Raw genomic sequence first — 13417 nt, 5'->3', positions numbered from 1 at the left:
CATGACGCACGTCACGCGATCGCGATCCGCGGTGACGGCGAGCGCCGCGGTCGCGACGGTGCTGCCGCTCGCCGCCGCGCAGGAGGTAGTCCGTGAGCCACACCGTGGAGCACGCCCCGAACCGGGCGACGTCGTGCAGTGGGTCGCCGAGTTCTCCGAGGCCGTCGCCGCCCGCGACGCGGAGCGCGTGGCCGCGCTGTTCGGCGCGGACAGCTACTGGCGCGACCTCGTCGCCCTGACCTGGAACATCACGACCGTCGAAGGGCGTGCCGAGATCACCGCGATGTTGCGCGCGACGCTGGAGCGGACCGTTCCGCGCGACTTCGCGGTGCTCGGCGAACCGTCCGAGGCGGACGGTGCCACCGAGGCGTGGCTGCCGTTCGAGACCGAAGTCGGCCGAGGAACCGCCCACCTGCGGCTCGTCGGCGGTCTGGCGTGGACCTTTCTGACCACGTTGGACGAGTTGAAGGGCCACGAGGAACCGCTGAACCACCGGCGGCCGAAAGGAGCCGAACACGGGATCAACCCCGATCGCGCGACCTGGGCGGAGGAGCGCGAGGCCGAGCTGCGCGAACTCGGCCGCAGCCGCCAGCCCGAGGTCGTCATCGTCGGCGGGGGACAGGGCGGTATCGCGCTCGGTGCCCGACTGCGCCAGCTCGGCGTGCCGACGATCATCGTCGAGCGCAACGAACGCGCGGGCGACTCCTGGCGCAACCGCTACAAGTCGCTCGCGCTGCACGACCCGGTCTGGTACGACCACCTGCCGTACCTGGAGTTCCCGGACAACTGGCCGGTGTTCGCGCCGAAGGACAAGATCGGCGACTGGCTGGAGATGTACACCGCGGTCGTGGACCGGGCCGGCGAGGAGGTGGCGCTGCGGCCGCGCCAGCTCGTCATGGCGCTCGGGGTGTCCGGCAAACCGAACGTGCCGTCGTTCCCCGGCCAGGACCGGTTCCGCGGCGAGCAGCACCACTCCGCGCAGCACCCCGGTCCGGACGCCTACGCGGGCAAGAAGGCGGTGGTCATCGGCTCCAACAACTCGGCGCACGACATCTGCTCCGCGCTGTGGGAGCACGGTGCCGAGGTGACGATGGTGCAGCGCTCCTCCACGCACGTCGTTCGCTCCGACTCGCTGATGGAGCACTGCCTGGGAACGCTGTACTCCGAGGAAGCCGTCGCCTCCGGCATCGACACCCGGACCGCGGACCTGACGTTCGCGTCGATTCCGCACCGGATCATGCCCGAGTTCCAGAAGCCGGCCTTCGACGCGATCCGCGAACAGGACGCCGAGTTCTACGACCGGTTGGACAAGGCCGGTTTCCAGCTCGACTTCGGCGCCGAGGACTCGGGGCTGTTCCTGAAGTACCTGCGCCGCGGTTCGGGCTACTACATCGACGTCGGAGCGTCGGAACTCATCGCCGACGGCAGCATCGCGCTCGCCAACGGGCAGGTCTCCGAGCTGACCGAGACCGAAGTGGTGCTCGCCGACGGCACGCGCGCGGAGGCCGACCTCGTCGTCTACGCCACCGGATTCGGCTCCATGAACGGTCTGGCCGCCGACATCGTCGGTCAGGAGATCGCCGACGAGGTCGGCAAGGTCTGGGGTCTCGGATCCGGCACGGCCAAGGACCCCGGTCCGTGGGAGGGCGAGGAGCGCAACATGTGGAAACCACCCAGCAGGAGGGCTTGTGGTTCCACGGCGGCAACCTGCACCAGTCGCGGCACTACTCGCTGTACTTGGCGCTGCAGCTGAAAGCCCGCGCCGAAGGCATCCCGACCCCGGTCTACGACCTGCAGGAGGTGCACCACACCTCCTGATCCCCGCCCGAGACGAGCGGGGTGCCGCTGCGACCGCGAGCCGGCACCCCAGCTCGGCGGGCAGCACCGGGTGCCGTCCGGCCGCCCCCCGCGGCCACCGGCAGGTGGTGGTCAGGTGCGCGCCGCTCGCGCGCGGGTGGCGGTTTCAGTCCTCGAGGGACAGCGCCCGGCTCGGGCAGAGGCCGACCGCTTCCCGCGCGTTGCGCGCCTGCTCGCCCTCGGGGTGTTCGAGGACGAGGGAGACGGTGCCGTCCTCGTCCTGGTCGAACACGGCCGGTTCGGTGAGCACGCACTGACCCGCGCCCACGCAGAGGTCGGTGTCGGCGGTGATGCGCATGGTTCACCCTCCTCACCAGGTGACGGGGAATTCGTGGATGCCGTAGACGGTGGCGTCGTCCTTGAACGGCAGCGCGTCCGGCGCAACGGCCGGGCGGAGACCGGGGATCCTGCGGAACAACGTCTCGAGCACGATCTCCAGCTCCGCGCGAGCGAGGTTCTGGCCCAGGCACTGGTGCGCGCCGAAGCCGAACGCGAGGTGGTTCCGCGCACCGCGCGCGATGTCCAGCTCGTCCGCGTCGGCGAACGCGTCGGGGTCCCTGTTGGCCGTGTTCGCCAGCGCCAGCACGCCCTCGCCGGCGCGGATCACCACACCGCCGACCTCGACGTCCTCGACGGCCACCCGGGCGATCGCCGCTTCGGCGATGGTGAAGTAGCGCAGCAGTTCCTCGACCGCCGGCGGGATCCTCGACGGGTCTTCCCGGAGGGCGCGGAGGTCCTCGGGGTGGTCGAGCAGCGTCATCGCGCCCAGCGAGATCATGTTCGCCGTCGTCTCGTGGCCGGCGACGAGCAGCAGGAACGCGAGGCTCTTCAGCTGTTCGCGGTCCTCGGACCCGGCGAGCTGGCGGCTGAGCAGGTCGTCGGCCGGGGCCTGCTCCTTGACCGCGATGAGGTCGCCGAGGTAATCGAGCAGCTCCGACAGGGCCTGCGCGCGGTCGTCGGGCGTGACCGCGCGGCTCAGCAGCCGCGAGGAGCGCGCCTGGAAGAACTCGTGGTCGTCGTAGGGCACCCCGAGCAGTTCGCAGATGACCAGCGACGGCACCGGCAGCGACAGGGCGCTCACCAGGTCGGCGGGGCGCGGTCCGGCGAGCACGGCGTCGATGTGCTCGTCGACGATCTCCTGGATCCGCGGGCGCAGCGCGGCCATCCGCCTGACGGTGAACTCGCCGAGCACCGCCCGGCGCGCCGGTCCGTGCTCCGGCGGGTCCATGCCGAGCAGGGACGGGGTGAACTGCGGATCGATGCGCTGGCCCGGCAGCAGGCGCGGGAAGCCGGGGTGGCGGCGGTCGGAGCTGAACCGCGGGTCGGTGAGCACCGTCCGGACGTCGGCGTGCCGCGTGAGCGCCCAGGCGCTTTCTCCGCTGGGCAGCGTCACGTGCGCGATCGGTTCCTCCTGCTGCAGCCGGCGGTGCTCGGCGGGAGGCGCGTAGGGGCAGCTGCGGGTGATGGGCAGGGTGGCGGGGCGTGCGGCGGTCATCGTTCCACCTCGTCCAGAACGACATATCTGGAATACGTTCTTCCGCTTGTGCTCGCGACGGTACCCATCCGGAAAGTTTCCGTCCACCTGCGCACGGGTGGGACAATTCCCCGGTGATGACGAGGAGGGGCGAGATGGTGGCTGACACGGGAACGCGACTGCGCGCTGATGCGCAGCGCAACCGCGACCAGATCCTCGCGGCGGCCCGCGAGATGTTCGCGCAGCAGGGGCCGGACGCACCGATGGAGGAGATCGCGCGCACGGCCGGCGTGGGCGTCGGCACTCTCTACCGGAGGTTCCCGGATCGGGAGGCGCTCATCCGCGCGGTGGCGCAGGAGAGCTTCGCGCAGGTGCTCGAGGACGCGCGCGCCGCTTCCGCCGAGGAGGCGACCGGCTGGGACGCCCTGGTGCGCCTGATCAACCGCTCGCACCAGCTCAAGGTGAGCGTGCAGCTCGCCCTCGTCTCCGAGCGGGCGCGGGAGATCCTGCAGGGCGATCCGAAGACCGGCGAACTGCGCGATGCGCTGCTGGACGAGCTCGCCCAGATCCTCGACAGCGCGCAGGCCGAGGGCAGCGTGCGGGCGGATGTCAGCGCCGGCGACATCGCACTGCTGTTCTCGCTCATGCTGCGCCAACCCCCCGCCGCGGACGGCCCCGAGGAGCAGGGGATCGACCGCGCCGTCGCGATCATGTTCGACGGGCTGCGGACCGGTTCCCACGGCCCGCTGCCGGGGCGTCCGGTCACCACCGAGGACCTGCGGCGTTAGCGAGCAGGGGTGGCGCGGGGCCGGTGCCCCGTGCCGCACCCCCGCTCGTTTAAGCCCTCCGAGGGGCGGGTAAGCGGATGCCGGACCAACCCCCGCCGGTGAACTCGGAGCGATCGCATGGCTGAGCTCGTGTCGGACTACCTGGTGCGCCGCCTCCGCGAATGGGGGATCGAACGGGTCTTCTCCTACGCCGGTGACGGCATCAACGGCCTGCTCGCCGCCTGGCAGCGCGCGGGTGACGATCCGCGCTTCATCCAGGCGCGCCACGAGGAGCTGGCCGCCTTCGAAGCCGTCGGCTACGCGAAGTTCTCCGGACGCGTCGGTGTCTGCATGGCCACGGGAGGACCCGGCGCGGTGCACCTGCTCAACGGCCTCTACGACGCCAAGCTCGACCACGTGCCCGCCGTGGCGATCGTCGGGCAGCAGACCAGCACCTCGCTCGGCGGTGCCTACCAGCAGGAAATCGACCTGAACACGCTGTACAAGGACGTCGCCAGCGAGTACGCGCAGTTCGTCACCGCGCCGCAGCAGCTGCCCAACGTGCTCGACCGGGCCGTGCGCACCGCGCTGACCAAGCGCACCGTCACTGCGCTGATCATCCCGGCCGACGTGCAGGAGCAGGAGTACTCGCCGCCGACGCACGCGTTCAAGATGGTGCCCTCCAGCCTCGGCGTGTCCCGCGCGACGACGGTGCCGGCCGAGGAGGACCTGGAACACGCCGCCGAGGTGCTCAACAGCGGCGAGCGCGTGGCCATCATGGTCGGTCAGGGGGCGCGGCACGCGGCGCAGGAGGTGACCGAGGTCGCCGACGCGCTCGGTGCCGGCGTCGCCAAGGCGCTGCTGGGAAAGGACGTGCTCTCCGACGAGCTGCCGTTCGTCACCGGCGTTTCCGGGTTGATGGGCACCAGGCCGTCGTGGGAGCTGATGCGCGACTGCGACACCTTCCTCATGGTCGGTGCCAGCTTCCCGTACAGCCAGTTCCTGCCGGACTACGACCAGGCGAGGGCGGTGCAGATCGACATCGACCCGACGATGATCGGCATGCGCTACCCGTTCGAGGTGAACCTCGTCGGGGACGCGCGGGCGACGCTGCGCGCGCTGCAGCCCCGCCTGCGGTACGAGAACAACCGCACGTGGCGGGAGCGCGTCGAGCGCACCGTGCGCGAGTGGTGGTCCACAATGGACCGGCGGGCCGGGGTCGGGGCCGATCCGATCAACCCGGAGCGCGTGGCCAGCGAACTCTCCCCGCAGCTCCCGGAGAACGCCGTGGTCACCACCGACTCCGGATCGGTGACCAACTGGTACGGGCGGCACCTGCGCTTCCGCGGTGACATGCGCGGATCCCTGTCCGGAACCCTGGCCACCATGGGACCGGGCATGCCGTACGCCACGGGGGCCAAGTTCGCCCACCCCGACCGGCCGGTCGTCGTGCTCGTCGGCGACGGCGCCATGCAGATGAACGGCATCAACGAGCTGATCACCATGGCCCACTACTGGCCCGAGTGGGACGACCCGCGCGTGGTCGTCGGCGTCTTCAACAACCAGGACCTCAACCAGGTCACCTGGGAGATGCGGGCATTGGCCGGAGCGCCGCAGTTCCCGCCGTCGCAGCAGATCCCCGACTTCGACTACGCCGGGTTCGCCCGGATGCTGGGGATGCAGGGCGCGCGCGTGGAGCGGCCGGAGGACATCGACGACGCCTGGCAGCAGGCCCTGGCCGCGGACCGCCCGGCCGTCGTCGAGTTCGTCACCGACCCGGCCGTGCCGCCGATCCCGCCGCAGGCGAACTGGGAGCAGATGGAGAACGTCGCGGCGTCGATGCTCAGGGGAGACCCGGACGCCTGGTCGGTGGCCAAGGAGGGCATCAAGTCCAAGGCCCAGGAATTCGTGCCCGGGCGGGGAAGGCAGCAGTGAACGCAACGCGCCGGCGACCGGAGCGACCGGAGATGAGCGGTGACAGCGGTGCGGTGGTGATCACCGGCGCGAGCGCCGGTGTCGGCCGGGCGCTCGCGCGCCTCTACGGCGAGCGCGGTGCGCGCGTGGCCCTGCTCGCCCGCGGGGAGCGGGGACTCGCCGGAGCGGCCGAGGACGTGCGCGGGCGCGGCGGAACCCCGCTGAGCATCCCGGTGGACGTGGCCGATGCCGACCAGGTCGAGGCCGCCGCGGAGCGCGCCGAGAACGAGCTCGGGCCGATCGACGTGTGGGTCAACGCCGCGTTCACCACCGTCTTCGGCCGGGCCCGCGACATCTCCGCCGAGGAGTTCCGCCGCGTCACCGAGACCACCTACCTCGGCTTCGTGCACGGGACCTCGGCCGCGCTGCGCCGCATGCGCCCGCGGGACCGGGGAACGATCGTGCAGGTCGGTTCGGCGCTGGCCTACCGCGGAGTGCCGCTGCAGTCGGCCTACTGCGCCGCCAAGCACGCCATCCAGGGCTTCCACGAGTCGCTGCGCTGCGAACTGCTGCACGAGGGCAGCGCGGTGCGCACCACGATGGTGCAACTGCCCGCGGTGAACACCCCGCAGTTCTCCTGGGTGCTCAACCGGCTGCCGCACCACCCGCAACCGGTCCCGCCGATCTACCAGCCGGAGGTCGCCGCGCAGGGGATCCTGCACGCGGCCGACCACCCGGACCGGCGCGAGCGCTGGGTGGGCGGCAGCACCGCGGCCACGCTGCTGGCCAACGCCCTGGCGCCGGGGCTGCTCGACCGCCACCTCGGCCGCACCGGTCACGCCGCGCAGCAGAACACCGAGGTCGAGGACCCGTGGCAGGCGGCGAACCTGTGGAAACCGGCGGACGGACCGGACGGACGGGACTACGGCGCGCACGGCGTCTTCGACGCCTCCGCGCGCGGCACGAGCCGGCAGCTGTGGTTGGTCCGGAACCGCGGCGCGGTGGCCGCGGCCGGTGCGCTCGCCGGGGCGGTGATCGCCGCGGTGCGCGGGTTGCGCCGGTGATCCTGCGGAGCGGGCGCAACGGGTGGACCTGAGCCGGTTCTCCTGCTGGGATGAGGAGCATGGCCCATCACCGGATCGCTCTCATCCCCGGCGACGGCATCGGCCGGGAAGTCACACCCGCAGCCTGCGCAGTGCTCGACGCCGTCGGCGCGCGCCACGGCATCACCTTCGAGCGCGACGAGTTCGACTGGTCGCACGAGCGCTACCGCGAGCTCGGGGCGATGATGCCCGACGACGGTCTGGAGCGGATTCGCCGGCACGACGCCGTTTTCCTGGGGGCCGTCGGCGATCCCTCCGTGCCCGACCACGTCTCGCTGTGGAACCTGCTCATCCCCATCCGGCGCAACTTCCGCCAGTACGTCAACCTGCGCCCGGTCAAGGTCTTCGAGGGGGTGGACAGCCCGCTGCGGCACGCCGCAGCCGGTGACGTCGACCTCGTGGTCGTGCGGGAGAACGTCGAAGGCGAGTACAGCGAGATCGGCGGCCGCGCGGGACGCGGTTCCCCCGAGGAGATGGCGGTGCAGGAAGCGGTTTTCACCCGCGCCGGTGTGCACCGCATCGCCGATTTCGCCTTCTCCCTGGCCGGCTCCCGGAGGGGGAAGGTGACCTCGGCGACGAAGTCGAACGGCATCGTGCACACGATGCCGTTCTGGGACGAGGTGGTCGCCGATGTGGCGAAGTCCCGTCCGGACGTCGCCTTCGACTCCGAGCACATCGACGCGCTGTGCGCCAAGGTCGTGCTCGACCCGGCCCGGTTCGACGTGATCGTCGGCTCGAACCTGTTCGGCGACATCCTCAGCGACCTGTGCGCGGCCGTCGCCGGCAGCATCGGCATCGCCCCGTCGGCCAACATCAACCCCGAGCGGGAGTTCCCGTCGCTGTTCGAACCGGTGCACGGCTCCGCCCCGGACATCGCCGGTCGGGGCGTGGCCAATCCGCTCGGTGCCATCTGGACGGTGGCGATGATGCTCGAGCACCTCGGGCACCCGGAGGCGGCCGCGGAGGTCGAGCGGGCGATGGCCGCGGTGCTGGCCCGCACATCGGTGCGCACGCCCGACCTCGGCGGTTCGGACGGCACCGCTGCGCTCACCGAGGCCGTCGTGGAGCACCTCGGCGCGTGACGGCGGCGCCCGCGCGCCCGCCGCGGCGGGCGCGCGGGAAGACCACTTCGGACAGAGGGCGGGCCTCCGGTGCCCGCCGTCCGCTCCGTTGGAACCGGCCGCTACTCGGACGACGGCGCCTCGGCGCGGGCGAACGTCAGGGTCTCGCCCCTGGCCCCGCCCATCCAGAGGTCTTGGCAGGCCTCGGCCATCTCCTCCAGGCCGCGCACCACCGCGCCGAACACGTTCCCCGGGACCCAGCCCTGGTCGCCGTTGATGAGCAGGTTGTTGCGCCCGTAGAACAGCGCGAGGTCGACGATCTGCGAGCTCGTCGGACCCGTCGATTCCTCGTAGCCGTAGGCCGGGTTGCCCAGGTCGTCGGAGTCGAAGGTGAAGTAGCACAGGTCGCCGGGGATCGGCGTGACGGTGGTGTTCTCCTTGCCGACGGGTGCCTCGGCGAAGGCCGGGACCAGGTGGTAGATCTCGTTGCGCGCGTACTTGCCGTGGAACACCTGGCTGGACAGCGGTAGCGCGTCCCAGACCGCGCCGGCCGTCCGCGGGGCGACGTCGTCGAGCAGCCGGGCGAGGCAGCTCACCCCGCGCGCCTCGAGCCGCACCGTGATGTACCGGGCCATGCGTCCCTCCCCGATGAACGGATCCGTGTTGACGTCCTCGAAAACCCGCCGCACTAGCGGCTCTCCTGCGCTCGCGCCAACCGCGGCACCGCAGCGTTCCAGCGCGTGCGCCGCTCGTGGGCGCGGCCTGCGCGCAGCACCGCGCCGTCCGCGTGGCGCGGTCCCACGACCTGCATCCCCACCGGCAGCTCCGAGCTCGTCAAGCCGCACGGCACGCTGAGCGCCGGCTGCTGGGTCATGTTGAACGGGTAGGTGTACGGCGTCCAGCTCGTCCACAGCGCCGACGGCCACCCGTCCGGGCAGGGCTGGTCCGCCGGGAAGGCGGCCACCGGCGTGGTGGGGGTCACCAGCAGGTCGTACTCCTCGTGGAACGCGCCCATCAGCCGCCCGAGCTCCATCCGCACGGCCGTCGCGTCCAGGTAGTCCGCGGCGCTGTACCCGGCGGCTGCCTCGGCCTGCTCGCGCAGCGCCGGGTCCACCTCCTCGAGCGCCTGCGCACCACCGGTGCGGGCGTGCTGCTCCAGAACCTTGGCGGCACCGGAGAACCACAGCACGTGGAAGGCCTCCACCGGGTCGCCGAAACCCGGGTCGACCTGCTCCACCTCCGCGCCCGCAGCGGCGAGCTCCGCCACCGCGGTGCGGACCGCTCGCTCGACCTCGGGGTCGTTGGTGCCGAACCCGAGCGTCGGGGAGAACGCGATCCGCAGTCCTTCCAGCCCGCCGTCCTCATGGTCCAGGTCCTGCAGGAACGACGAGGACGGCTCCGGCAGCGCCGACCAGTCCCTCGAGTCGAACCCGGCGAGCACGTCCAGCAGCACGGCGGCATCGCGCACCGAGCGGGTCATCGGCCCGGCGTGCGCCAGCGTTCCGAACGGGCTCGCCGGCCACAGCGGTATGCGCCCGTACGTCGGTTTCAGCGCCACGGTGCCGGTGAACGCCGCCGGGATGCGCACCGATCCGCCGCCGTCGGTGCCCACCGACCACGTCCCCATGCCGAGTCCGACGGCCGCGGCCGAGCCCCCGCTGGACCCGCCGGCGGTCAGCCCGGCGTCCCACGGGTTCCCGGTCGCCCCGAACCGCTGCGAGTCGGTGACCCCCTTCCAGGCGAACTCCGGCGTCGTCGTCTTGCCGAGGAACACCGCACCGGACTCCCGCAGCCGGGCCACCGCGGGCGCGTCCTCGCGCCACGGTCCGGTCCCGTCGACGAGGCGGCTGCCCCGCAGCGTGGGTGCTCCCCGCTGGAGCAGGATGTCCTTGATCGACGTGGGCACCCCGTCGACGGGCCCCAGCGGTTCGCCGGCGCGCCAGCGCCGTTCCGAGTCCCGCGCCGCTTCCAGCGCGCCGTGCTCGTCGACCCGCACGAACGCGTTCACCAGCGGGTCGTACGTCGAGATCGCCTCCAGCGCCGCGCGCGTGGCCTCGACGGGGGAGAGCTCGCCCTCCCGGTAGCCGGCCACCAGCTCCGCGGCGCCCGCCCTGGCCAAGTCCTCGTTCATGATCGCTCCGTCCCGGTCTCCGCGCCGGACCCCGGCGGGGACGGCACGTACCCCCGTGCGAGGTCGACGACGTTCACCAGCTCCGAACCGTCCAGCCAGCGCAGCGCGTTGTCGGCGAACTGCCGTGCCAGCGCGTCGGTCCACCCGGCGACGTCGCCGGACATGTGCGGGGTGACGACGACCCCGGGAGTGGACCACAGTGGACTCTCGGCGGGCAGCGGCTCGGTCGCGAACACGTCGAGGGTCGCCGCGGCCGGTGAACCCTCGGTCACCGCCCGGATCAGCGCCGACTCGTCGACCACCGGACCGCGGGCGATGTTGACCAGGTGCGCCGAGGGGTGCATCGCGGCCAGCACCTCCTCGCCGACCAGCCCGCGGGTCTGGTCGGTCAGCGGGACGGCCAGCACCACGTGGTCGGCCCACCCGACGTGCGCCACCAGGTCGTCGCTGGCCACGACCTCGCCGAAGTCGCGGTCGTCGGAGCGCGCCGCGCGTCCCGCGCCCCGCACCCGCATCCCCACCGCGGTGAGCAGGCGCGCGATTTCGCGGCCGATCCCGCCGGTGCCGATGACGAGCGCGTTCTTCCCGCGGATCGTCTCGGTCTCGCGGTGCCGCCAGGTCCGCGACCGCTGCAGGTCGTAGTTCTCGTGCGTCCGCTTGGCGCGGTCCAGGACCGCGGAGAGGACGTACTCGGCGATCGGCCGGTCGAAGACGCCGTGCGCGTTGGTGACGACGACGTCGGAGTCCACCAGTTCGTCGAACAGCAGCGTGTCCACACCCGCGGCGGCGACGTGGATCCACCGCAGCCGGTCCGCGTGCTGCCACACGTCCTTGACGGCCGTCGAGAAGAAGTCCCAGAGGAACAGCGCGTCGGCACCTCCGATCGCCGCGGCGAGCCCGGCGGAGTCGGTGTAGCGGACCTCGGCGCGCTCCTCGACCGCTTCCATCCGCGGTGGCCGCTCGTCCGCCCGCGTGCACAGCACCGTGATCACTGGACTGGCGTGAGCCCTGGTCATTGCGGCGAGCCTAGAAACACCCAGTCGGATTGTCAACAATCCTTGGCTCCGGGGGGTGCGCGTGCTTACCGTCGCACGATGCGGTTCGTCGAACAGACCGGCATCGGGGTAGTGGTCCCGCACGACATGGCGCTCGACCGCGAGCTGTGGCGGTGGGTGCCCGAGGACGTCACGTTGCACCTCACCCGCACGCGCCGCCACGAGTCCGACGTCGGTGCCGAGATGATCGCGGCGATCAGCGACTCCGAGCTGGTCGCCGGAGCCGTGCGGGATCTCGCCACCACCGAGGCCGCCGTGCACGCCTACGCCTGCACCTCCGGCAGCTTCATCCGCGGGACCCCCGGTGAGCGCGCGCTCGCCGAGGCCATGCGGGCCGCCGGGGCGCCGGCCGCGGTGACCACCAGCGGCGCCGCGGTCTCGGCGCTGAAGCACCTCGGCGTGACTCGCGTCGCCGCCGCCACCCCGTACGACGACGAGCTCACCGACCTGCTCGGCAGCTACCTCCTGGGCAGCGACCTCGACCTGGTGGGGTGCACGAACCTCGGCCTGCGGAGCCACATCTGGCGGGTCCCGCACGAGACGACCGCGGACCTCGTGCGCCGCACCGACCGCCCCGAGGCCGACGGGATCTTCGTCTCCTGCACCAACCTCCCGACCTACGACGTCATCGCCGCGCTCGAGGACGAGCTGGGCAAGCCCGTGGTCACCGCGAACCAGGCCACGATGTGGGCGAGCCTGCGAGCCGTCGGGCGCCCCGCCGTGGGGCCGGGGCAGCGGCTCCTCGCCGACTCCGCTTCCGGATGAGCGGCAGGCTTGCCAGAGCTCCCGGATCATCTCTACGCTCGATTGTTGACAATCCGACTACCGAGAGGCAGGTGCCCTCCCGTGACCCGGACATCTGCGGGGGAGTCCCTCCCCGGTGCCGAGGCCGACGAGCACGAGATCAGGCTGCGGGCGGTGCGCGCGGCGATGGCCGAGCGCTCGCTGTCCGCGCTCGTGGTGACCGAACCGGCGAACCTGTACTACCTCACCGGGTACGACGCGTGGTCGTTCTACACGCCGCAGTGCCTGGTCGTGCCCGCCGAGGGGGAGCTCCAGTTCTTCACGCGCGCGATGGACGCCGGCGGGGCGAGCGCGATCTCGAGCCTCCCGGAGGAGCAGGTCCACGGCTACCCCGAGGGCCTCGTGCACCGCGATGACGCGCACCCGTTCGACTGGGTCACCGCCCGCGCCCGGGAGAGCGGAGCGCTCGTCGACAGCGCCGAGTCGCTGATCGCCGTCGAGAGCGATTCCCCGCACCTGCCGGCGCGGGCCTACCACGCCCTGCAGGAGGGGCTGCCCCGCTGCCGGTTCACCGACAGCCGCGAGCTGGTCAACTGGGTCCGCCTGGTGAAGTCCGAGCACGAGATCGCCCAGCTGCGCGTCGCCGGCAGCATCGCCGAGCGGGCGATGCGGGTCGCGCTCGAGGGCGTCGTCGCCGGGCGCCGGCAGTGCGACGTCGTGGCCGAGGTCATGGCAGCGCAAGCGTCGGGTACCGCGGAGCACGGCGGTGACTACCCCGCGATCGTCCCGCTGCTCCCGACGGGCGACGGTGCCGGGACGCCGCACCTGACCTGGTCCGACCGGACGTTCGTCGAGGGCGAGGCGACGACGGTCGAGCTCGCGGGCGTGTTCCGGCGCTACCACGCGCCGGTGGCGCGGACCGTGGTGCTCGGCGAGCCGCCGCGGCGGCTCGCCGCGACCGCCGGGGCGGTGCGCGAGAGCGTGCGCGCGGCCCTGGACTCCCTCGTTCCCGGGGTGACCGGGAGCGATGTGCACGACGCGTGCAACGCGGTGATCAGCCGGCACGGCCTGAGCAAGGACTCGCGGATCGGCTACTCCATCGGCATCGGCTACCCGCCGGACTGGGGCGAGCGCACCGTCAGCCTCCGCCCGGACGAGAAGACGGTGGTGGTCCCGGGAATGGCCTTCCACATCATCATCGGGATGTGGATGGACGGCTGGGGCTACGAGCTCTCCGAGCCCGTCGTCGTCACCGACTCGGGCGCCGAACGCCTCACCGACCTCCCCCAAGACCTGACCACCAAGAGGTGA

The 13417-nt window shown here is 72.1% G+C and carries 11 protein-coding genes and 1 pseudogene; 7 read left to right on the top strand and 5 right to left on the bottom strand.

Translation table 11 applies throughout. The features are described 5' to 3' along the window. Positions 1–133: 133 nt before the first annotated feature. Positions 134–1818 (top strand): annotated as a pseudogene (locus tag ACVGV0_RS13835) (NAD(P)/FAD-dependent oxidoreductase). A gap of 145 nt (positions 1819–1963) precedes the next feature. Here ACVGV0_RS13835 and ACVGV0_RS13830 read toward each other — a convergent pair. Together ACVGV0_RS13830 and ACVGV0_RS13825 are read right to left on the bottom strand one after the other, a co-directional pair. After that, on the bottom strand, positions 1964–2155 hold the full coding sequence (locus ACVGV0_RS13830; protein ID WP_459156085.1) for a ferredoxin: 192 nt from the start codon (positions 2153–2155) through the stop codon (positions 1964–1966). 12 nt (positions 2156–2167) lie between these two features. Continuing rightward, complete coding sequence (locus ACVGV0_RS13825; RefSeq protein WP_459156084.1) at positions 2168–3352, bottom strand: cytochrome P450; 1185 nt, start codon at positions 3350–3352, stop codon at positions 2168–2170. A gap of 134 nt (positions 3353–3486) precedes the next feature. Between ACVGV0_RS13825 and ACVGV0_RS13820 the strand changes: the two genes are divergently transcribed. From ACVGV0_RS13820 to ACVGV0_RS13805, 4 genes are all read left to right on the top strand, one after another. Further along, positions 3487–4119, top strand: coding sequence for a TetR/AcrR family transcriptional regulator (locus ACVGV0_RS13820; protein ID WP_459156083.1), 633 nt, complete (start codon positions 3487–3489; stop codon positions 4117–4119). Positions 4120–4236: 117 nt separating this feature from the next. After that, positions 4237–6033 carry a thiamine pyrophosphate-requiring protein gene (locus tag ACVGV0_RS13815; RefSeq protein ID WP_459156082.1) on the top strand — a complete coding sequence of 599 codons (1797 nt, stop codon included), beginning with the start codon at positions 4237–4239 and terminating at the stop codon, positions 6031–6033. Between the two features lie 32 nt (positions 6034–6065). Next, positions 6066–7076: an SDR family oxidoreductase gene (locus ACVGV0_RS13810; RefSeq protein ID WP_459156081.1), complete on the top strand. Its 1011-nt coding sequence runs from the start codon at positions 6066–6068 to the stop codon at positions 7074–7076. Positions 7077–7135: 59 nt separating this feature from the next. Next, positions 7136–8197, top strand: coding sequence for a tartrate dehydrogenase (locus ACVGV0_RS13805; RefSeq protein WP_459156080.1), 1062 nt, complete (start codon positions 7136–7138; stop codon positions 8195–8197). 101 nt (positions 8198–8298) lie between these two features. On the opposite strand, the gene ACVGV0_RS13800 is transcribed toward ACVGV0_RS13805, so the two are convergent. Genes ACVGV0_RS13800 through ACVGV0_RS13790 form a run of 3 tightly spaced genes read right to left on the bottom strand, consistent with a single transcriptional unit; the run spans position 8299 to position 11323 of the window. Continuing rightward, on the bottom strand, positions 8299–8811 hold the full coding sequence (locus tag ACVGV0_RS13800; RefSeq protein WP_459156079.1) for a DUF3830 family protein: 513 nt from the start codon (positions 8809–8811) through the stop codon (positions 8299–8301). 53 nt (positions 8812–8864) lie between these two features. Next, positions 8865–10307, bottom strand: a complete 1443-nt coding sequence (locus ACVGV0_RS13795) for an amidase (protein WP_459156078.1) — start codon at positions 10305–10307, stop codon at positions 8865–8867. After that, the gene (locus ACVGV0_RS13790) at positions 10304–11323 is read right to left on the bottom strand and encodes a D-2-hydroxyacid dehydrogenase (protein ID WP_459156077.1); all 1020 of its coding nucleotides are present in this window, start codon (positions 11321–11323) and stop codon (positions 10304–10306) included. Before ACVGV0_RS13790 ends, ACVGV0_RS13795 begins: the two co-directional genes overlap by 4 nt. A 78-nt stretch (positions 11324–11401) precedes the next feature. Here ACVGV0_RS13790 and ACVGV0_RS13785 point away from each other — a divergent pair, with 78 nt between their 5' ends. Both ACVGV0_RS13785 and ACVGV0_RS13780 read left to right on the top strand, forming a co-directional pair. Next, a complete protein-coding gene (locus ACVGV0_RS13785; RefSeq protein ID WP_459156076.1) occupies positions 11402–12127 on the top strand; it encodes a maleate cis-trans isomerase family protein in 726 nt (241 codons plus the stop codon). A gap of 81 nt (positions 12128–12208) precedes the next feature. Continuing rightward, positions 12209–13417 (top strand): M24 family metallopeptidase, encoded by a 1209-nt coding sequence (locus ACVGV0_RS13780; protein WP_459156075.1) that lies wholly within the window; start codon positions 12209–12211, stop codon positions 13415–13417.

This window comes from Salinifilum ghardaiensis (assembly GCF_054491345.1).
This window is presented reverse-complemented; position numbering and strand designations above follow the sequence as displayed.